Origin of the sequence: Maribacter sp. PR66 (assembly GCF_028464205.1) — a bacterium.
In the GTDB taxonomy this organism is placed as follows: Bacteria; Bacteroidota; Bacteroidia; order Flavobacteriales; family Flavobacteriaceae; genus Maribacter; species Maribacter flavus.
The window spans coordinates 1-22,323 of record NZ_JAQPCH010000008.1; the positions used below are offsets into that span (position 1 = coordinate 1).

The following is a 22,323-nucleotide window of genomic DNA, read 5'->3' on the forward strand; positions in this document are numbered from 1 at the left end:
TATACCAAGTGGGAGAGTAGGTAGCCGCCTTCCTCAAAGCCCCCTTACATAACGTAAGGGGCTTTTTTTATGTCTGTAAATGATAGTATGATTTTCTTCTAATCTAAAGAAGTCATACTTATAAAATGAATATCGGTTTGGAAAGTATCTTTCAATTCATCAATCCTTAAATAGAACTTCGTTATAATTGGATGTTACCAAGTATTCATTTTTCAGCAAGACTAAATATTCAATAATTTCCTTCCTATAGTCAAATTCGGCTGACAGACAATCCTTATAATTTTGGTCGTATACTTAAATAGCGATATACCAATTTCCTTTTCTTGTTTCATAGAGGTTGCCCATAACCGGATCCAATTCGGCAGTATGCAAAACCCCATCAATAGAAAGGGGTACCAAATTGACCGTTTTTGTTGGTATTTCTACTTCATAAAATGAAAATAGAAAGTCCTTGTCTTCAATGGTAAAGGGAACATCGAGCCAGACATCTACATCGTTTAAAGAATATTTTATATTGATATAATTGTAAAATTCATTCGCTTGCTTAGGGTCTTCAAAAATATACATTTGTCGTTTTGGAAGTTGTCTTTTAAACTTTTTACCTTTTGAAATCGTGTAATCCTCTATAGATGGAGCGATTCTTATTGGGATACACGAGTTGATTAAAGGCAAGGACATCACCACTAAATATTTTGACATATGCTCTTTTTGAGGGTATTTAGTCCAGTGGCGATTTTATAAAGGCCGTTAGACCTATCTTTTTTGAATCAAAAATTGAGCCAAGTACAGCAAAAAAAACCGCCTCATTTCAAGAACGAGACGGTTCCCTATACTGTTAGGATTTCTAAAACCCAAAATGAGCAATAAAAAATCCCCGCCTGAACGGACGAGTAGGTATTACGGCTTCAAACTACTTCAAACACACGATGTTTTAGCTGTTTTTTAATTTAACCATAGCCATGCTATGCTAACATCAAGAAAACACCTGTTTTTATTGAATTTGAACCCTCATGACGAAGTCCAGATGCATAATATTTGGGTTAAACCCTTGGCAAATCACCATCGCCCTTTAATGGCAATGCCGATTCCCCCATCAAATATTTGTCGACATGGTGCGCCGCTTGTCTACCTTCTGAAATTGCCCAAACGATGAGGGACTGACCCCTTCGCTGGTCTCCTGCAACAAATATTCCAGGGACATTTGTTTTATAATCGATTTCAGAGGCTTTAATATTGGTTCTGTTGTCCATCTCCAAACCTAGTTGCTCGGCAATCGTGTTCTCAGAACCTGTAAAACCAAGTGCTAGCAATGCCAATTCACATTTCCATTCCTTTTCTGTGCCCTCAACCTCTTTTAATTGCGGTCTTTGTCCGGGTACGGTGACCCATTCTACTTCAGAAGTTATCAACCCTTTTAGGTTGCCTTTTTCATCGCCTATAAACTTTTTGGTCGATATACTAAAAAAACGCTCGGCCCCTTCCTTATGGGAGGAACTGGTCCTCAATCGCATCGGCCAGAATGGCCAAGGTTGGTCCTTGGGTCTATCGGGTGTGCCCATGGGCATAATCTCGAAATTGGAAACCGATTTGGCCCCCTGCCTAAACGAGGTCCCAATACAGTCGGAACCAGTGTCCCCACCACCAATAACGACGACATCCTTATCCGTTGCCAAAATCTCTTCACCCAAATCCTTGATGCCATCAACACGTCTGTTGTTTTGTCCCAAGAAGTCCATGGCCTGCACTACACCTTTTAAATCGGCTCCTTCAATGGGCAACTTTCTTCTTACGGTTGCGCCACCTGTTAGCACAATAGCGTCAAAATCATTTTTTAGGGCATCGGCCTTAATATCCTTACCAACATGCACACCACATTTGAATTCGATTCCCTCTTCTTTCAATACCTCCAATCTTCGGTCTATTACATGCTTTTCCATTTTGAAATCTGGGATGCCATATCTCAGCAAACCACCCGGTTTTTCATCCCTTTCAAAAACAGTTACCTGATGACCTGCCCTGTTCAATTGCTGTGCAGCAGCCAAACCTGCGGGTCCGGAACCTACAACGGCCACTTTTTTACCTGTTCGCTCCAAAGGAGGCTTTGCTGTAATCCATCCTTTTTTAAATGCGGTCTCAGCAATGTTTTTTTCAATATTTTCAATGGTTACCGGATCTTCATTGATACCCAAAACGCATGCTTCTTCACAAGGTGCCGGGCACAATCTACCGGTAAACTCTGGGAAATTATTGGTGGAGTGTAGTATTTCACTCGCCTTTTCCCACTTACCACGATAAACTGCATCATTAAAATCTGGTATCAAATTTCCCAAAGGGCAACCGCTATGGCAAAACGGGATTCCACAATCCATACATCTGGCACCTTGGTCCTTAACATCTTTTTCCTCCATAGGCAGCGTAAACTCCCTAAAGTTTTTTATACGCTCCTCCACAGGAGCATATGATTCTACCTTTCTATCGATTTCCAAAAATCCTGTTATCTTCCCCATTTCCCGATTTTATATTGTTTGTAAATTTTCTTTCTCCAAGCGTATCAATGCCTGTCTATATTCCTCTGGGAACACCTTGATGAATTTAGGTAGATAAGCTTCCCAATTTTCCAAAATACGTTGGGCCAATGGACTCATTGTGGAATTGTAATGGCTTGTAATCAAATCCTTCAATTGTTTGATGTCCTGATCTTCTTCCACTTTCAAAAGATTGAGACCTTCCCCGCTACATCTGTTTCTAAATGTCTTTTTCTCATCGAGTACGTAGGCGATACCCCCACTCATACCGGCACCAAAGTTTCTTCCAACTTCACCCAAAATAACGGCAACCCCCCCGGTCATGTACTCACAACCATGGTCTCCAATACCTTCCACAACAGCCTTTGCGCCGGAATTTCTAACGCAGAAACGCTCACCCGCCTTACCATTTATATAGGCCCTACCGGCAGTGGCGCCATAAAGCGTTACGTTCCCTGTGATTACATTTTCTTCCGGAACGATGGTGGAGCCTTCAGGAACCCGCACAACCAACTTTGCCCCTGAAAGTCCTTTTCCTAGATAATCGTTGGTATTGCCATTAACGATCATGGTCAAGCCTCTGGTAGCAAAGGCGCCAAAACTTTGACCTGCAGATCCTGTGAAGTTAAGCTTCAAGGTGTTGATCGGCAAACCTTCCGCACCATAAGTTTTGGATATTTCATTGCTAATAATTGCACCTACGGCCCTGTCCGTATTGCTAATAGGGTAATCCAAGGTCAATTTTTCCTTTCGGAACAAGGACGGATTTGCTTTTTCTATGATATCGAATTCGATGGAATCGAATACATCGTGCTTTTGTTTTTCCGTATTATAGAATTTGGTTCCTTTTGGCACATCGACCTGATGCAAAATAGGGGTCAGATCGATGCCATTGGCCTTGTAATGATCTATGGCCTTTTTTCGGTCTAGCTTATGCACCTGCCCTACCATTTCGTTAATGGTCCTAAAGCCAAGCTGAGCCATAATTTCCCTCAATTCTTGAGCTATGAAATACATGTAGTTGACCACGTGTTCCGGTTTTCCTTCGAACTTTTTACGCAGTTCTGGATTCTGTGTTGCGATACCAACCGGGCAGGTATTCAAATGGCAAACGCGCATCATGATACAACCCGATGCGACCAAAGGCGCGGTGGCAAAGCCAAATTCCTCCGCACCTAACAAACAGGCTACAGCAACGTCTCGGCCCGTTTTCAATTGGCCGTCACATTCCAAAACGATTCTATTACGCAAATCGTTGAGTACCAATGTCTGTTGTGCCTCGGCAATCCCAAGCTCCCACGGCAACCCGGCATGTTTCAAGGAGGTGAGGGGAGAGGCTCCCGTACCACCATCGAAACCGGATACCAAAATCACATCGGCTTTGGCTTTTGCAACCCCGGCTGCGACCGTTCCAACACCTACTTCCGATACAAGTTTTACGTTGATCCTGGCCTTCCTGTTGGCCGATTTCAAATCATATATCAGCTGCGATAAATCCTCAATGGAGTAAATGTCGTGGTGCGGTGGTGGCGAGATCAGCCCTACATACGGTGTGGAATTTCGAGTTTTGGCAATGGCGGGATTTACTTTGGGTCCCGGCAATTGTCCGCCTTCCCCTGGTTTGGCCCCCTGGGCCATTTTAATCTGGATTTCCTTGGCGTTGGTGAGATAGTTGGATGTTACCCCAAATCTTCCCGAAGCAACCTGCTTTATGGCACTGTTACGCCAATCCCCGGTGGCATTTTTGTAAAATCGCTCCTCATCTTCACCTCCTTCACCGGAGTTACTTTTACCTCCAATTCGGTTCATCGCAATGGCCAAATTCTCATGGGCTTCCTTGCTTATGGAGCCGTAGGACATCGCCCCGGTCTTAAATCTTTTTACGATTTCCGTCCATGGTTCAACCTCGTCCAAAGGAATTGGGTCATAGTTTGAAAACTCGAAAAGTCCCCTGATGGTCATCAAGTTTTTGGCCTGCTCGTTCACCATTTGTGAGAACTCCTTATACGTTTCAGGTTCGTTGTTTCTTACGGATTTTTGGAGTTTGGCGATTGTCAAAGGATTGAACATGTGTTTTTCGCCATTTCTTCTCCATCTGTATTCGCCTCCAATTTCCAGGTCCAAATTGGCATCGACCTCCTTGGTGGAGAATGCCTTCTGATGGCGTTTTGCTACCTCTTTCTCTATTTGGTAAAGGCCGATTCCCTGAATCCTTGTAGGCGTATTGGGGAAATATTTATCGACCACTTTTGTATTGATACCTATACACTCGAACAGTTGGGAACCACGGTAGGAGTTCAAGGTAGAGATGCCTATTTTGTTCATGACCTTTAAGATACCTTTCCCAATGGCCTTATTGTAATTCTTAATGGCCTCTTCAAAGGTAAATTCATGGATATCCTGTTCCTCGATTTGTTCCCCGATGATTTCGTTTACCAAGTATGGATTGATGGCACTTGCCCCAAACCCGAACAACAAAGCAAAGTGATGTACTTCCCTTGGTTCCGCTGATTCTATTATGATGCTAAGTTTTGAACGTTTGCCCAGTTTTTGTAGTCCGCTATTTATATAGGAACAAGCTAATAACGCCGGTATGGGTGCGTTCTCCTTGTTCACATTTCTATCGGATAAAATAATAATATTCGCCCCCTCGTCCGCAGCTTGCGAGGCTTGCGTCAATATGGACTGTAAGGCATCTTCCAAGCCATTATGTCCCTTTTCCACTGGATATAGCATGGAAATGGAAACCACCTTGTAATCCGGACTGGCGTCATAATTCTTGATCTTGTCCAAATCCTCTTTGGAAATTACCGGGTTCTGGATCTTTAACTTCCTGCAATGCAGTTCCGAAAATTCAAAGATATTATGGTCACTGCCTAAGGTTAGACTTATATCAGTAATCAGCTCTTCACGAATACCATCCAAAGGCGGGTTGGTTACCTGTGCAAATAGCTGCTGAAAGTAATTGTAGATAAGTTGTGGCCTTTCTGACAGAACGGCAATGGGCGTATCTGAACCCATGGACCCAATAGGCTCCTTACCTGTTTTTCCCATGGGAAGTATAATGGTGTTGATATCTTCCAAGGTATAACCAAAAACCGACTTACGCTTTTCTAGGGAAGCTTCTCCCAAGAACAGTGGACAGTCGTTATAAGGTATATCCTTTAAGTGGACCAAGTTGTTGTCCAACCATTTTTTGTACGGATGTTTTTTGGCTATCTCCTCTTTGATTTCCTCATCGTTTACGATACGACCTTCCTCCATGTTCACCAAGAACATTTTTCCGGGTTCCAAACGGCCGTGGAATTCCACGTTTTCAGGGGCGATTTCAACGACGCCCGTTTCGGAAGACATAACCACGTAATCGTCCTTGGTAACGGAGTATCTGGACGGTCTAAGCCCGTTTCTGTCAAGCAATGCACCAATGTAGTTTCCATCCGTGAAGGGAATGGAGGCAGGGCCGTCCCATGGTTCCATCATACAGGAATGGTATTCGTAGAAGGCCTTTTTCGCTTCGGACATTTCCGTATTTTTTTCCCAAGCTTCGGGAACCAAAATCATCATGACCTCTGGTAATGAGCGTCCTGTCATGAGCAATAACTCAACGACCATATCCATAGTGGCGGAGTCCGATTTGCCCGGTAAAACGATAGGAAGTATGTTTTTAATTTCATCGCCAAACATTTCACTTTCCAGTAGCTCTTGTCTGGAGAACATCCTTGAAACGTTTCCTCTCAAGGTGTTTATCTCTCCATTGTGGCACATATACCTAAATGGTTGTGCCAAATCCCATGTTGGGAATGTGTTGGTAGAAAAGCGTTGGTGTACCAAGGCCAATCTTGTCACGACCCTTGGGTCCATGAGATCGGAATAATAAAGACTGATGTCCATGGGCATCAGAAGCCCCTTAAATATTATAATCTTGGTAGATAGGCTGGGTACGTAGAAAAACTTACTTTCGGAAAGTTTTGATTTTATAATGGCGTGTTCAGTGACCTTTCTGGCTATGAACAATTTCAAATTGAAATTGAAGTAGGATTGTTCCTTGTTCTCCTTTGCTATGAAAACTTGTTTTACAAAAGGTTCGGTTTCGGCAGCAATTCTTCCGGGTACGGAACGGTTTACCGGAACGTTTCTCCAGCCTAGTAATTTAAGCCCTTGTTTCTTTATGTTTTCCTCGAATACTTTAATGCAATACTCCCGTTGATTCTGTTTTTGTGGGAAAAACACGTTGCCAACAGCATACTCACCTTGTTCTGGAAGTTCAAAAGTGCAAACCTCCTTGAAGAAGACATGGGGTATATCTATCAATATACCTGCACCATCCCCTGTTTTGCCATCTGCACTTACAGCACCTCTATGCTCCAGCCGTTCCAGAATTTCAAGTGCCTTATGAATAATATCATTGGATTTTTTTCCTTTAAGGCTACAAATAAAACCGGCACCACAGTTATCGTGCTCAAATTCTGGTAGATAAAGTCCTTGCTTCTTCAATCTCATAATTTATCGTATTTCTTCAAAAATATTATTTTATTTAAATTATAATCAGTGATTAAAGGGTAATCAAGTAAAATATTTAACGTTTTTAAATAAAGCTTAAAATATCTTTAAATCATAATTTTTGAGTAGGTCAAATTATCATATTGATAAATGTATGATAATATTAAGTAAGCCCATTGACTATATTGGGGGTCGTGGTATTGAAATGAAGGTATATCACAATTTAACCCCTACTTATGTTATGGGTAACAGGTATGGGATTTGTTTTTTATTGCTTGCACCCTAATTTCTATAGGGTGTTACTAACTTAAAAAAGGTTTATTTTAAGATGGACCGTGAAATAACGATTTTTTGGATCTCAGATGTGCCCTCATAAATTTGTGTAATTTTGGCGTCACGCATTAGTCTCTCCACATGATAATCCTTAACAAATCCATTTCCTCCGTGAATCTGTACGGCTTCAACGGTGGTCTCCATGGCTACCTGTGAGGCATATAATTTGGCCATGGCACCCGAAAGGTCATAGTTCGCTCCATTGTCTTTTTCCTTTGCTGCTTGATAAACCAACAATCTTGCCGCTTGTATTTGGGTATGCATATCCGCAAGTTTAAAGGCTATGGCCTGATGATTGCTGATCTCTGTTCCAAACGCCTTTCTTTCCTGTGAATATTTCAAGGCTAATTCATACGCACCTGCGGCAATGCCCAAAGCTTGGGCGGCAATTCCTATTCTTCCTCCTGCTAAGGTTTTCATGGCGAATTTAAATCCAAATCCGTCCTCACCGATCCTGTTTTCCTTTGGCACCTTTACATCATTAAATAGTAAGGAATGGGTATCGCTACCACGGATACCCAATTTGTTTTCCTTGGGGCCAATTTCAAAACCTTCCATTCCCTTTTCTACAATGAGCGCATTGATTCCCCGATGCTTTTTATCCTTATCCGTTTGGGCGATGACCAAATATACGCCTGCCGTTCCACCGTTGGTGATCCAATTCTTGGTACCGTTCAAAAGATAATGGTCTCCTTTGTCAATCGCAGTGGTTTTCTGGGATGTGGCGTCACTGCCCGCCTCGGGTTCGGATAAACAGAACGCCCCAATGATTTCCCCCGTTGCCAGTTTATGCAGATATTTTTCCTTTTGTTCCTCGGTCCCATAGGTTTCAAGACCCCAACAGACCAATGAATTGTTTACAGATACGATTACAGAGGAGGAGGCGTCTACTTTGGATAGTTCCTCCATCACCAGTACATAAGAGAGGGTATCCAATCCGCTCCCACCGTATTTTGGATCCACCATCATTCCCAAAAAACCCAGTTCCCCCATTTTTCTTACTTCCTCTTTTGGAAACTTCTGCTGCTCATCCCTTTCAATTACTCCCTGGAGCAATTCGTTTTGTGCAAAATCGCGTGCCGCTTGTTTGATCAGTTCCTGTTCTTCGGTAAGTTTAAAATCCATCGTGCTTTTTTAAAAAGGTATATCAACAAATATAAGCCTATACCATTTAATTATTTAATCTGATATTGAATCAGTTCAATTCTATGTTACGATATCTACCGACTTAATTCTACCGAGAGACATAATTTTGTTAAAAAATGCGATGTAATGGATTGACTTTCAAACGCCTTTAGGATAATCTATTTTTGGCTATGGTAGGATTGACAATTTTGGATATCTTTAGGGAATTTCAAAATTTATAATTCAGACTTATATTTGATACCTTACATAGGAGGAAACTAAAAACCAACAGCGCATGGAAACCATTATTATCATTGTTTTTTTAGCGGGATATCTCGCGATTACCCTGGAACATAATTTAAAAATCGATAAGCTGATTCCAGCTTTGGCCATGATGGCCATATTGTGGGCGCTCATCGCCTTGAACCATATGCCCGTTTTTGAAGTGAATGCGGAGCTAAGGGAATTGGAGCCGACACACTTGGATGAGATTTTGCTCCACCATTTAGGCAAGACGGCGGAAATTTTAGTTTTTCTTTTAGGAGCCATGACCATTGTTGAGATTATCGATTATTTTGACGGTTTTGCCACCATCAAAGGATACATTAGGACTAGGAGCAAAAGAAGGTTATTATGGTTGTTTTCTATTTTGGCCTTTATTCTATCTGCCATCATTGATAACCTTACCGCAACGATTGTACTGATTACCATTTTGCAAAAGGTCATCAACGATAGGAATACCAGACTTTGGTTTGCGGGTATGATAATCATCGCCGCCAATGCAGGGGGTGCGTGGTCCCCAATAGGTGATGTAACAACCACAATGTTATGGATAGCCAACAAGGTATCTGCTGGGCAGTTGGTAATACATGTATTGATTCCTTCAATAATTTGTATGGTAGTCCCCACACTTATCGCGGGAACAAATAGTGCTTTTAAAGGAAATATAGAAGGTAGTTTTGAAGAAGAGACGCCAAAATCCAAGTATGGTTCTACAATGTTGTATTTAGGTCTTGGAGCCATAGTTTTTGTACCCTTTTTCAAGACTATTACACATCTACCGCCATACGTTGGTATGATGCTTTCCTTGGCCGTGGTTGCGACGTTCGCAGAGATTTATAGTAACAAAAAGTTTAGTATTACTTCTTTAGATGGGGAACACAGCGATACACAAGGACACCATAGCCCCGTGCATCACTCCTTATCAAAAATAGAATTGCCCAGTATTTTATTCTTCTTGGGAATCCTTTTGGCCGTTGCCGCCTTGGAATCCCTGGGAATGCTTTTCCATTATGCCGAAAGTTTGAATCAGGCGATTCCCAATACGGATATCGTGGTGATGTTGTTTGGTGTAGGATCTGCAGTAATTGATAATGTGCCTTTGGTTGCCGCTAGTATGGGAATGTTCGGGGAATCTATGGATAATCCTCTTTGGCATTTTATCGCATATTCTGCCGGTACAGGCGGAAGTATGTTAATAATTGGTTCTGCGGCAGGGGTTGTTGCTATGGGCATGGAAAAAATCGACTTTTTCTGGTATTTGAAAAAAATAGCATGGCTTGCTTTTGTTGGATTTATCGCAGGTGCCGGAGTGTTCATTTTATTAAGAGATTTTGTCCTGCACGGATAATTTAATCTGCAATTCACCGTTATAATGGCAAATTTCATTTATAGAATACTATGTTGTTAATACAAGATTTGTCACAAGATCCGGATATGGGCGAAGTGATTTCCGAAGAGAAAACACTTTCCGTAATGGACTTGGTTTTTAATGGCGGTACGGGTAGCGTCGTTATCATTACCGTATTGTTTTTGATGTTGGGCATAGCCCTTTACATTTACTTTGAACGGCTTTTGGCCGTCAATGCCGCTTCCAAAATCGATAAGAATTTCATGAACCAAATACGGGATCATGTCACTTCCGGAAAATTGGAGGCTGCCAAAATTCTATGCGCCCAAACAGATTCTCCTGTGGCTAGATTGACCGAAAAAGGTATTTCCAGAATTGGAAAACCATTGGACGATATCAACACCGCAATTGAAAATGCGGGGACCCTTGAAGTTTATAAACTGGAAAAGAACGTGAGCGTTCTTGCTACCGTTGCCGGGGCGGCACCCATGATCGGATTCTTGGGAACTGTAATCGGTATGATCTTGGCTTTCCATGAAATGGCCAGTAGTGGTGGTCAAGCGGAAATGGGCTCTTTGGCTTCCGGTATCTACACCGCAATGACTACAACGGTTGCGGGTCTAATCGTGGGTATCATCGCCTATATGGGGTATAACCATTTGGTGAACAGAACGGATAAGGTTGTCCATAAAATGGAGGCCAATGCCGTAGAGTTTCTGGATCTTTTGAACGAACCACTTTAATATTTCAATATGAAATTAAAAGGAAGGAATAAAGTTAGTCCAGACTTTAGCATGTCGTCCATGACGGACATCGTATTTTTATTATTGATTTTCTTCATGTTAACGGCCAATTCACCAAATGCACTGGATTTATTGTTGCCAAAGGCAAAAGGAAAGTCCACCAATACACAAAATGTATCCGTGAGTATTGATAAGAACTTACAGTACTTTGTGAACAACCAGAGAATTAACGGAGAGTACATTGAAATTGAATTAAAAAAAGCACTGGAAGGCCAAGAAAAGCCTACGATTATCCTAAGGGCAGAAGAGAGCGTTGCCATAAAAGAGGCGGTAAACGTAATGGATATTGCCAATAGGAATAATTACAAGGTCATTTTGGCGGTGCGGCCTAACTAATGGCATTTTTAGACACGAGACACAAGAAAAAATCCCTAACACTAACGACCTTGCTTTTGAGCATTCTGTTGTTGGTGCTCTTCTATATTGGTCTGACCTATATGGATCCACCGATTGAAAACGGAATATCTGTGAATTTTGGTACGACCGATTTTGGTAGCGGAAGGGTACAACCTAAGGAGCGCGTACGTTCGGAACCTTTGGAAACTCCTCCGGTAGAACCTACAAAACAAGAAGTATCGGAAGCTATTGAAAAGGTTCCGGAAAAAGTGCAGGAAGAACAGGTCAAGGAGGCACCATCAGAAAAAGTGCTTACCCAAGAGGATGAGGAATCTATCAGGATAAAGCAGGCCCAAGAGGCCAAGAGAAAGGCAGATGCCGCTGCAGCGGAACAAAAACGAAAGGCCGAGGCCGCCGAACAAAAAGCAAAGGCCGAAGCGGAACGAATTGCACAACAAAAACGGGAAGCCGAAGAACAAGCCAGGCAGGAACAGGAGGCCAAAAAACGTAAGTTGGACGAACTTATGGGCGGACTAAATAAATCTGACGGAACGGCTTCCGGGAGTGAGGGCGATGACAACAGGGCCGGTGATAAAGGAAGTCCAGATGGAGACCCTTATGCAACTAGTTACTATGGGAGTCCGGGTTCCGGTAGTGGAACCGGAGGTTATGGCCTTAATGGACGCTCTTTGGTGGATAAGGGAAAAGTACCACAAGAATGCAACGAATCCGGACGGGTTGTGGTCAAAATTGTGGTTGATAGGAGCGGTAAGGTAATATCCGCTACGCCGGGTGTACGAGGTACCACCAACAATAACCCATGTCTGTTGGAACCCGCCAGAAAAACAGCCTTTATGCACAAATGGAACCTTGATTCCAATGCACCAAGTCAACAGATCGGATTTGTAGTAGTGAACTTTAAACTAGGGGAGTGACCTATCAGCAGACCTTGGATTGGATGTTCGCACAACTTCCAATGTACCAGCAGAAGGGTAAGATCGCGTTTAACACTAAATTGGATGGAATTCTAGAATTTTCAGAATATCTAGGAAATCCACACAAAACCTTTAAAAGTATCCACGTAGCGGGAACCAATGGTAAAGGGTCCAGCAGCCATATGCTCGCATCCATACTACAGGAAGCAGGATACAAGGTGGGTCTTTATACATCGCCCCATCTTAAGGATTTCAGGGAACGTATCAGGATCAATGGAAAACCGGTCACAAAAGGCTTCGTAACAAAATTTATTTCCGAAAACCGGGATTTTTTTGATAACCGACACCTATCCTTTTTTGAGATGACCGTAGGTATGGCATTTCGGTATTTTTCGGAACAACAGGTGGATATTGCCGTGGTTGAAGTAGGACTGGGAGGAAGATTGGACTCTACAAATATCATCACACCTGAAATTTCCTTGATAACGAATATTGGCTTTGACCATATGGAAATGCTAGGGGATACCCTTCCTAAAATCGCTTTTGAGAAAGCAGGAATCATCAAGACAAATGTTCCTGTGGTCGTTAGTGAATATCACGATGAAACCGCACCTGTGTTTATGGAAATAGCTAAAGAAAGGAATGCTAAATTGATATTTGCGGAAAAGGAAATTTCTGAAACGTACCAGACATCGTTAAAAGGAAAATATCAAACTAAGAACATCAAAGGTGTTTTGGCGGTCATTGCGACGTTGCCAAGTTTTAACGTTCAAAATGAAAATATTGCGAAAGGATTACACAAGGTTATCGAAAATACGGGCCTGATGGGTCGCTGGCAACAATTGGGACAAGCGCCAAAGATTATATGTGATACGGCACATAACAAGGAAGGATTGCAGTTGGTATTGGATCAGCTAATGGAAGAGGTTTATGATACATTGCACATAGTCCTAGGTTTTGTAAAAGAAAAGGATTTAAATTCGATACTGCCCATGTTCCCAGTCCATGCCGTCTATTACTTTTGCCAGCCGAATATTTCTCGTGGTCTCCCTGCCAATTTACTAAAGGAAATGGCCGAAGATTATAATTTACATGGGACTGTTTTTGATACCGTTTCAAAAGCCTATGCTGCTGCAAAACAAGCTGCTACAAAATCCGACTTTATTTTTGTAGGAGGTAGTACTTTTGTAGTGGCAGAAGTTGTTTAAATTTTTTATTTTTTTCTTTTGGTGTAAATAAAACTATTCTATATTTGCACTCCTTTTAGGGCTCTTAGCTCAGTTGGTTCAGAGCACCTGCCTTACAAGCAGGGGGTCACTGGTTCGAATCCAGTAGGGCCCACGAATTAAAAAAACCCGTACTTAACATAGTACGGGTTTTTTGTTTCTGCTTGGACAAAGAGTTACTTTTTCCTGATTTTACTAGAAAATTATTTCCATTTGGGGGTTTTTCACTTTGAATTCCTGAACTATGTTTTTGTCTGTCGATGTATTCCAAAGATAAATGCGTCTTAGGCTTGCAATTTTGGACAGGTCCTCCAAACATTTTTCCGAAACATTGGTCTCATATAGATTGATACTCTCCAAGTGCTTAAGTGTCGAAAGCTGTTTTATTCCTGTATCGGTGAGGGGGGTCTTTTCCAACTGAAGCCGGGTAAGATTGGGGAATTTTGATATATAATTGAGCTGGCTATCGGAAATATTACTTTTGGCGAACGATAGCCATGTAATATGATCGGACACTTCTAACAAGGATTTTAATTTTTCTTCTGTTAGTTCTTGGTCGTTGTATTTGATATCCAATAGGTAATTTTCTTGTCCCAATTTTTTGACCGAAAAACCTTGATCAATGAGTTTATCAATTACAAGGGAATCCACAGGTTCTATTTTTACCGTTTCGTACCAAGGTTTTGGGGTGGTATCGATTCCATAATTTTTAGACAATATCGATTTTATGGGACCTATGGCGTTTCCTTCCTCAACTTTCATTGTCAAATCGGCACCATTGGTAATCCACCAATCCAATAATTGAATTTCGGCGTAAGTAAGGGGCTCCCCTACGGGCGGCATATATTTTTGACTTTTTGGGGATAGGGTAACCCTTTTAAAAAGTTCACTTTCGGTAGCGTTACCAGCTATTAGAGTTGGACCGCTTTCACCGCCCTTGAGCAGCGAATCCGAGTGTTCCATATTTAATTGTCCCCTTTGGATCTTGGTATTGTGGCATGCCCAACATTTTTCCTGGAAAATAGGAGCTATCAAATCTTCATAGGCCAATATGGAATCCCGGTTTGAAAAATCGGTTTTACCAAATTCCTTTTCCGCAAACTTGTTTTTGATAAAGGCGGGGGCATATTCCAAAAGGTAGTCCGGTCCGTGGGTCAACGTTCCCCCCAAGTGTCCCTCTATAAAAATTACCAATAGGACAAGGATATTTATGGTGTTCTGAATTCCAAGGGGACAGCGTTTCCAATTTTTTTTTAGCCACCAGCCTATAAAGCCCATAATCACCAAGGAGACTCCAAGCCAGCGATGAAAAAACAAATCGTCCTCCAGATATAATCCCGTATCGCCCAACCACCATCCAGAAATGATGGATGCCAAGCCGCCAAGGCTGCCCAATAACCAAGCATAGCCTATTAATTGACCAATTTTTCTTCCTTTGATACGTTGATACCATTCCAGCAAGATAGCCAGCAAAAGAAACCCGATCGGCAAGTGTACCAAAACAGGATGAAACCGACCCAGAAAATAGGTAAAGTCTGTAAACAGGAACAAGGTCATTTTAACGGTTTGGATTTAAACCCGATGGAGTTTAATGGGATACGTCTTTCCCGAAGCCCACTGCGGAACATAAAGGTTACCATCCGCATCGACCAAGACGTCATGGGGGTTTCTAAAAGTGCTACCGTCGTACTGAGGTTCTACCAGAATGTTGTTTACATATTCTGGAGCGCTTCCGCCAGGTAGGGAAACTACTTTATTGTTTGCATCCAGTACGGCCAGCATACCATCCCAAGAATCCCAAGTTTTAGTGACAATCACCGCGAAATAAATAGTATCGCCATGAATGACAGGTCTACAAATGGAGCATCCTGGCAACTTAATGGTTTCTAAATGTTTTCCATCCAGAGAAAACCTTTTGAATTCCTGACTCGCCCTGGACGTAATCAAAAGCGTTGGGTTGGAGGCGTCCCTTGTATCAAGGGTAATTCCGTGGCAACAGTTAAATTCGCCCGGCCCGTTACCGCTTCCCCCAAAATGGTTTAAATACTCGCCTTTCTCGTTGTAATGGATGATATAGTTTTCCCCATAGCCATCGGCCACATAGAAATCCCCATTGGGTAAAATGGCCGTTTCGGTAGGTTTGAACTGTTCATCACTTTGATACCCTAAAACTTCCTTAGGTCGCTCCAGAGTCAATATAATCCTGCCATCCAAGGTTGTTTTATGGACTTTATGGGTTTCCGGATCTGTAATGAGTAGAAATTGGTCGCTTCCCTCCCCCATGATGGAAAGTCCGTGTGCCCCGGGAAATTCCCTGCCCCAAGATGTTAATACCTTACCGGCCGTGTCATAAACGATGATGTTATCATTGTTTGCACCGGTAGTCGTCATCAATATTCTTCCTTGGCTGTCCATTACCATTTCATGGCAATCATTTACGGGTACTTTGGAAGGATCTTGTACTCCCCATTCCTTATCCACTTGATATGTAAAATCACCATGTCCAACAATACCCTCCATATATTTTTTGGATTTTAGAATACCGAAAGTTTCCTTTGGTACGATCATGCTTGCCGTAGTAGCGGCAAGCGTATTTTTTATAAATATTCGTCTCTTATTTTTCATATACCGATATATTTTAGGCCAAAATTTCCTTTACAACCTCTCCATGTACATCCGTAAGGCGATATCTTCTTCCTTGGAATTTAAACGTTAGGCGTTCATGATCTATACCCAGTAAATGCATTACTGTAGCTTGGAAGTCATGGATGTGAACGGGCCGTTGTGTAATATTGAACCCAAATTCGTCCGTGGCACCTAGGGTCATTCCTCCCTTTATTCCAGCACCTGCCATAAAAATCGTAAAGCATTTACCATGATGGTCCCTGCCAAAATTCGTCGCCGTTAATTGGCCTTGGGAGTAATTGGTCCGGCCAAATTCACCACCCCATATGACCAATGTGTCTTCAAGCATCCCCCTTTGTTTAAGGTCTGTTATAAGGGCGGCCGTTGCTTGGTCGGTATCCTTGCACTGTCTTTTTAGTGCACTGGGCAAATTTCCGTGTTGGTCCCATCCTTGATGATATAATTGAATAAACTTGACATCCCTTTCTGCTAACCTTCTTGCCAATAAGGCGTTAGCTGCAAAAGTTCCTGGAACTTTACTGTCCTCGCCGTACATGTCATAAATATATTCAGGCTCGTATGAAGTATCCATAATTTCAGGTACGGAGGTTTGCATTCTAAAGGCCATTTCATATTGTGCCATACGTGCCATTATTTCCGGGTCCCCAATATCCTTTTGGTTCAATTGTTCCAACTTTTGTAGGTAATCCAATTGCTCCCTTCTTCCTTGGGAATCCACACCTGGTGGATTAGTTAAGTAAAGCACTGGATCTTTTCCTGCCCTAAATTGTACACCCTGGTGCTGTGAAGGCAGGAATCCATTGCCCCATAATCTGGAATATAACGGTTGTCCCCCCGTTTTTCCTTTGGTCACGAGTACTACAAATTCTGGAAGGTTTTTATTGTCGGTACCAAGTCCATAACTAAGCCATGAACCCATGGAGGGCCTACCTGGTAATTGGGAACCTGTTTGCATAAAGGTAATGGCCGGATCGTGATTGATGGCTTCCGTATACATGGATTTGATAAAGCATAAATCATCCACTATCTTGGAAGTATGCGGCATTAAATCCGTCATCCAGGCCCCACTGTCCCCAAATTGATTGAAAGTAGATAAGGTACCCGCCAAAGGCAGGGAGGCCTGGCCAGAGGTCATCCCCGTTAATCGCTGTCCGCCATGCACGCTTTCAGGTAAATCCTGACCTTGCATCTTGTTCAACAGGGGTTTGTAATCAAACAGGTCCAATTGGGACGGGGCACCACTCTGAAAAAGGTAAATGATTCTCTTGGCCTTTGGTGCAAAATGTGGTTGACCCAAAATCCCTCCGCCATTTGCGAAATCTTTTTGGACTGTTTTTGGGGTATTTCCAAAAAGCAATGAGGAGTCCATTAGGGAACCAAGGCTAAGTGCTCCCATGCCCAAAGATGTCTTGGTCAAAAAATCCCTTCGTGTATAATTTTTATTATGGTTGTTGCACATAACTATTTGGATTATCTTTTGGTATATGCCTCATCATGGTTCAATAAAGTATTGGTTACCATGGTGAGGGCGGCGGTTTTTGTCATGTCCAGTGAATTATCGACAATTTTTTCCCCAACGGACAAAAGTTTGGTGGCTTCGGACGGATTTTTTTGAAATCTCTTTTTTTGCTGGTCGTAAAACTCGATTAACAATTGCAATTCTTCTTTTTTGGGCCTTCGGCTTGTCGCAAGTCTAAAAGCATGGGTTATTTGTTTATCCAAAGTGTCTCCCGCTTCCTTTTGAATCCTTTCTGCCAAGATCCTGGATGCTTCAACAAACTGTTTGTCGTTTAATAGGACCAATGCCTGTAATGGTGTGTTGGTATTTTCCCTGGATATGGTGCATACCTCTCTGGATGGGGCATCAAAAGCTATCATGGCCGGATGGGGCTGTGTTCGTCGAACAAACGTGTAGAGACTCCTCCGGTACAGGCTATCGCCTTTGGTTTCTTTGTATCGCATCAATTCATGCGAAAAGCTTGTTTTTTCAATCCAGAGATCCGCGGGTTGATACGGTTTTACGCTTTTACCGCCAACCGTTGGTACCAAAAGACCACTGGCTGCCAATGCATTGTCGCGTATAAGCTCCGCAGGTAACCTGTAGGTATTGCTTCTTGCCAGGTATATGTTTTCAGGGTCATTTTGCCACAATTCCTCAGATACCTTGGAAGATTGCCTATAGGTATGTGACATCACCATTTTTTTTAGTAATGCCCTTACATCCCAATCACTGTCCATAAACGAAATGGCCAACCAATCCAATAGTTCCGGATGACTGGGTAGCGATCCCTGTACACCAAAATCCGTAGGCGTGTCCACCAATCCTTTCCCAAAAAGTAGTTGCCAGTATCTATTGACCGTTACCCTGGCGGTCAAAGGGTGTTCTTTTGAAAATAGCCATTTTGAGAGGCCCAATCTATTTTTTGGCAAATCATCCGAAAATTCTGGTAAAATGGATAAGGTATTCGCTTCGACCTCCTGGGTGGGTTGGTCATAGTTTCCACGGTCATACAAATAGGCTTTCCTTTTTGTGGGCATTTCTTCCATAACCATTACCTCCATGATAGGTTCCATGGTTGTTAACCAATCTGCCCGTAACGTTCTTAATTCCTTTTCCAGGTTTTGAACTGCATCGGATTGCTGTATCCAATATTTCTTGTCTACTGTAGGTGTGTTGGTTTCGTTTTGTAACGAGGCCAATCTTTTTATTTCAATAGGGGATAGGCCTCTATTAAATAATAGGATTTCATCAATTTTACCTAGAAAAATCCCATTTTCGCCAGTAAAACCTCTGTAACTCTTTGCCACCCTTACTGGAGCATGGTAAGCGGAATGATCACCGCTTCGGATTGTCTTTATGCTTTTATACAAATTATCGAAAACTATTTCTGAATCTGCCTCTTCGCCATTGATAAACAGGTTCAGGTCTTTTGCTTTTGAAGATCCTGTATAGGTGAAGGCCACATGATTCCATTCGTTAGTTTTGATGGAATCCTTGGACCTAACATGAATATAATTATGGGGTAGGGAGTGTATGAGTCTTGCGTTGAGCCGATTGGACCCGTCCAAGTAGAAATCCCAACCGCGCCAAAAGTTGTTTTTGTCCCCGGACGTACCCATGATGGTCTGGGTTTTGGCCGAATCTCTTTTTGAGGTTTGGATCCATATGCTTCCCGAAAAGGAATCCATCCATTCAAAATTTGGAATATTGTGAAGATATAATTCGTCATATTCCCCATTGAAAAGAAAGGCATTGCCTTTTATGCCCTCAACTACTTTTGGTGCTTCCTTGGTAGTAGCATCCTTATTTTGGTCGGCAATATGACCTTTATTGGATTTGGAGAGCTTGTCCAAAGGATAGTAATTCAATTTTCCGGTTTCAATAAAGGAATCAGGTAAGGTTTTGATATATTCCTCAAGTTGGGCGAGTTCATTTTTTGTCAGCACGAGCTCCTTTTCTTTTTCGGTAATTTCATTTTGAAGGTCGTTCAACTTGGCCTCGGTACTTTTGTTAGGAAGGGGGAGCATAGGCCCATAATTACCATCGTCACCTGTCATTCCCAATTCCTTTACATTATTAAAGAACGCCGACATTTGGAAGTAGTCCTTCTGGCTTATAGGGTCGAACTTATGATCATGGCATCTTGCACAGGCTACTGTAAGTCCCATAAAAGCGGTAGAAACGGTTTCCGTGCGGTCAAAGACATAGTTCAATCTAAATTCTTCCTCAATAGCTCCACCCTCAGCTGTCATTGGGTGATTTCTATTGAACGCCGTGGCCAGTTTTTGCTCTCTTGTTGGATTGGGGAAAAGGTCTCCCGCCAATTGCCAAGTAACAAATTGGTCGTAGGGCATATTATCCTTGAAGGCTTTTATGACCCAATCCCGCCATGGCCACATCAAACGTGCACCATCGGCGTGTAGTCCATGGGAATCGGCATATCTGGCAAGGTCCATCCAGTCCAAGGCTAACCGTTCTGCATGTGCATCGGTTTTAAGCAACCTATCCACTACCTTTTCATAGGCATCAATACTTGGGTCCTTTAAAAATGCATCGATTTCCCCAATGGTAGGAGGAAGTCCCGTTAAATCCATGGTTACCCTTCGAATCAATTTTTCCTTTTCGGTCTCTGGTGAGGGGACAAATTTTTTAGTTATCAATTTTGCCTGTACAAAACCGTCTATTTCATTTTGGTATGGCCAATCCTCGTTTATTCGTGAAGGAACGGCTTGTTTCATTGGTTTGAGAAACGCCCAGTGATTCTTCCATTGGGCTCCTTGTTCTACCCATTTGATCAATAGGGCCTTCTCCCTTTTTGTAAGTGATAGATTCGATTCGGGAGGAGGCATTTGAAGTTCCGGATCGTCACTTAGGATTCGTTGAATACATTCGCTATCGCCAGGATTTCCCTTAACGAATGCTCTATTCCCAGATTGAAGTATCTGAAATGCTGATTCCTCAATATCCAATCGCAATCCTCCTTTGCGCGTATTTTCATCCGGACCGTGACAGGCATAGCACCGGTCTGACAAAATTGGTTTTACATGGTAATTGAAGTCGATTTTTTCAGGTAGGTCCGTATATGCAATCTCCAATTCTTCCGGGAGATTGTACTTGCAGCCACTAAGCAACAAGGCAAGAACGAAGTATCCGAAATACTTGAAATCCATCTAAATAGAAATCGAGGTTATTCCTTTAAATGTACACTTTTTTTTGAAAAAAGCGCAGAAAGGAGATTGGTTTGAATTCCAAAGTTTGGACTAAATGGATTTTTAAATTTTATCCAAATTGGATTTTATTCCTTTATCGAACTAAAATTTAGTAGTACCTTAGCCCTCCAAAATGGGATATTAGCTCAGTTGGTTTAGAGCGCTGCCTTGACAGGGCAGAGGTCACTGGTTCGAATCCAGTATATCCCACTCTCTTTTTGTATTTGGTTTGATATCCAGAACTAATTTAGAGAAGGTCCAGAATTCTTTCCATGGCCATTCCCCTGGAACCTTTTATAAACAATAGGGCATTTTGAATCTTATCGGTTTGAAGGTGTTGTTTCAGTTGGTCGAACGATTTCATTTTTTTGAATTCACTCGTTACTTTGTAGAAATTTTCACCGATCAGAAAAATGTTTTCGAAACCTAGTTCCTTGGTCAAATCCGCTATTTTCTGATGTTCTTCATGGGCGCTTTCCCCAAGCTCGAACATATCGCCCAAAAACAGGACTTTAGTATTTCCTGCCATTTTTGCAAAATTTTCTATAGCGGCAGACATGCTTGAAGGGTTTGCATTATAGGCATCCAGGACAATCTTAAGACTATTTTTTTCAATGATTTGGGATCTATTGTTCGATGGAATATAGCCTTCAAGCCCTTCTTTAATTTTCTCCAATGGTACATTGAAGTATTTTCCCATGATAATCGCGGCGCAACAGTTCGAGAAATTATATGCCCCAATAAGTTGGGTCCTGATAATGCTTTTCTCAACATTTACGACTACAAATGGATTCGATTCTACTAGTGAAATCGGATAGAATTTGGAGTCGAAGGTGCTAAACCCGTATTTTTTGATGTAGTATTTGAGCTTATCTTTTTGAATAGGGTCATCGGCATTCATGAAGATCCCCTTGTTATTGGCCATCAAGAAATCGTATAGTTCGCTTTTCCCTTTAATAACCCCTTCCACGCCGCCAAAACCTTCTAAATGCGCCTTGCCAAAGTTCGTTATATAGCCAAAATCCGGTGCCGCAATGGAACTTAGAAAAGCGATTTCTTTTTGATGGTTGGCACCCATCTCCACAATAGCAATCTCCGTGTCCTCTTTAATGGAGAGCAAGGTCAATGGCACTCCTATATGATTGTTGAGGTTGCCGGAAGTTGCAATGGTCCTGTATTTCTGGGAAAGCACGGAATTGATAAGTTCCTTTGTAGTGGTCTTGCCATTACTTCCAGTAAGGGCAATTACTGTTGCCTTGGAAAATTTTCTATGAAAGGTACCTAGGTCCTGGAGTGTTTTTAGCACATCTGCAACTAAGATTCTTTGCTTACCTGAAAATTTCTCTTCATCGATAATGGCATAGGCCGCCCCTTTTTTTAAAGCTTCCCCTGCATATTCGTTCCCGTTGAAATTATCGCCCTTCAGTGCAAAAAATAGATCTCCTGGTTTGATTTTTCGGGTATCCGTACAAACACTAGGGTAATTTAAAAAAAGGTTGTGCAGTTCGTTTATTTTCATGAAATCGAAGATAAAAAAAAAGCCCTTTTTTCAAA

At 42.1% G+C, this 22,323-nt stretch carries 14 protein-coding genes and 2 tRNA genes; 7 read left to right on the forward strand and 9 right to left on the reverse strand.

Annotated features, from left to right (window positions below; all coding sequences use genetic code 11):
• Window positions 1–294: 294 nt before the first annotated feature.
• The 4 genes from PP181_RS13630 to PP181_RS13645 all read right to left on the reverse strand — a co-directional run bounded on the left by PP181_RS13630 (window position 295) and on the right by PP181_RS13645 (window position 8,483).
• The gene (locus PP181_RS13630) at window positions 295–699 is read right to left on the reverse strand and encodes a hypothetical protein (protein WP_272637516.1); all 405 of its coding nucleotides are present in this window, start codon (window positions 697–699) and stop codon (window positions 295–297) included.
• A 341-nt stretch (window positions 700–1,040) separates the two neighbouring features.
• The gene (locus PP181_RS13635; protein WP_272637517.1) at window positions 1,041–2,507 is read right to left on the reverse strand and encodes a glutamate synthase subunit beta; all 1,467 of its coding nucleotides are present in this window, start codon (window positions 2,505–2,507) and stop codon (window positions 1,041–1,043) included.
• A gap of 9 nt (window positions 2,508–2,516) precedes the next feature.
• Window positions 2,517–7,025, reverse strand: a complete 4,509-nt coding sequence (gltB, locus tag PP181_RS13640; protein WP_272637518.1) for a glutamate synthase large subunit — start codon at window positions 7,023–7,025, stop codon at window positions 2,517–2,519.
• 318 nt (window positions 7,026–7,343) lie between these two features.
• Window positions 7,344–8,483 (reverse strand): acyl-CoA dehydrogenase, encoded by a 1,140-nt coding sequence (locus tag PP181_RS13645; protein ID WP_154920344.1) that lies wholly within the window; start codon window positions 8,481–8,483, stop codon window positions 7,344–7,346.
• 295 nt (window positions 8,484–8,778) lie between these two features.
• Here PP181_RS13645 and nhaD point away from each other — a divergent pair, with 295 nt between their 5' ends.
• From nhaD to PP181_RS13675, 6 genes are all read left to right on the forward strand, one after another.
• A complete protein-coding gene (gene nhaD, locus PP181_RS13650) occupies window positions 8,779–10,113 on the forward strand; it encodes a sodium:proton antiporter NhaD (RefSeq protein ID WP_138259583.1) in 1,335 nt (444 codons plus the stop codon).
• 50 nt (window positions 10,114–10,163) lie between these two features.
• Window positions 10,164–10,856, forward strand: coding sequence for a MotA/TolQ/ExbB proton channel family protein (locus tag PP181_RS13655; RefSeq protein ID WP_272637519.1), 693 nt, complete (start codon window positions 10,164–10,166; stop codon window positions 10,854–10,856).
• Window positions 10,857–10,865: 9 nt separating this feature from the next.
• On the forward strand, window positions 10,866–11,252 hold the full coding sequence (locus PP181_RS13660; RefSeq protein ID WP_094997637.1) for an ExbD/TolR family protein: 387 nt from the start codon (window positions 10,866–10,868) through the stop codon (window positions 11,250–11,252).
• Window positions 11,252–12,187, forward strand: a complete 936-nt coding sequence (locus tag PP181_RS13665) for a cell envelope integrity protein TolA (protein WP_272637520.1) — start codon at window positions 11,252–11,254, stop codon at window positions 12,185–12,187. Before PP181_RS13660 ends, PP181_RS13665 begins: the two co-directional genes overlap by 1 nt.
• The gene (locus PP181_RS13670) at window positions 12,184–13,395 is read left to right on the forward strand and encodes a bifunctional folylpolyglutamate synthase/dihydrofolate synthase (protein WP_272637521.1); all 1,212 of its coding nucleotides are present in this window, start codon (window positions 12,184–12,186) and stop codon (window positions 13,393–13,395) included. The genes PP181_RS13665 and PP181_RS13670 overlap by 4 nt, the downstream gene beginning before the upstream one ends.
• A gap of 58 nt (window positions 13,396–13,453) precedes the next feature.
• A tRNA-Val gene (locus PP181_RS13675) sits at window positions 13,454–13,528 on the forward strand.
• An 80-nt stretch (window positions 13,529–13,608) separates the two neighbouring features.
• Here PP181_RS13675 and PP181_RS13680 read toward each other — a convergent pair.
• From PP181_RS13680 to PP181_RS13695, 4 genes are read right to left on the reverse strand one after another with little or no spacing between them, the layout of a single operon-like run.
• Window positions 13,609–14,970 (reverse strand): c-type cytochrome domain-containing protein, encoded by a 1,362-nt coding sequence (locus PP181_RS13680; protein ID WP_272637522.1) that lies wholly within the window; start codon window positions 14,968–14,970, stop codon window positions 13,609–13,611.
• A gap of 15 nt (window positions 14,971–14,985) precedes the next feature.
• Window positions 14,986–16,038 (reverse strand): 6-bladed beta-propeller, encoded by a 1,053-nt coding sequence (locus PP181_RS13685; RefSeq protein WP_272637523.1) that lies wholly within the window; start codon window positions 16,036–16,038, stop codon window positions 14,986–14,988.
• 13 nt (window positions 16,039–16,051) lie between these two features.
• Entirely contained in the window at window positions 16,052–17,518 is a 1,467-nt protein-coding gene (locus tag PP181_RS13690) for a DUF1501 domain-containing protein (RefSeq protein ID WP_272637524.1), read from the reverse strand.
• Window positions 17,519–17,529: 11 nt separating this feature from the next.
• Window positions 17,530–20,730 carry a DUF1553 domain-containing protein gene (locus PP181_RS13695; protein WP_272637525.1) on the reverse strand — a complete coding sequence of 1,067 codons (3,201 nt, stop codon included), beginning with the start codon at window positions 20,728–20,730 and terminating at the stop codon, window positions 17,530–17,532.
• Between the two features lie 174 nt (window positions 20,731–20,904).
• Between PP181_RS13695 and PP181_RS13700 the strand changes: the two genes are divergently transcribed.
• Window positions 20,905–20,979, forward strand: a tRNA-Val gene (locus tag PP181_RS13700).
• 37 nt (window positions 20,980–21,016) lie between these two features.
• Here the strand turns inward: PP181_RS13700 and PP181_RS13705 are convergent.
• Window positions 21,017–22,288, reverse strand: coding sequence for a UDP-N-acetylmuramoyl-tripeptide--D-alanyl-D-alanine ligase (locus tag PP181_RS13705; RefSeq protein WP_272637526.1), 1,272 nt, complete (start codon window positions 22,286–22,288; stop codon window positions 21,017–21,019).
• Window positions 22,289–22,323: the final 35 nt, after the last annotated feature.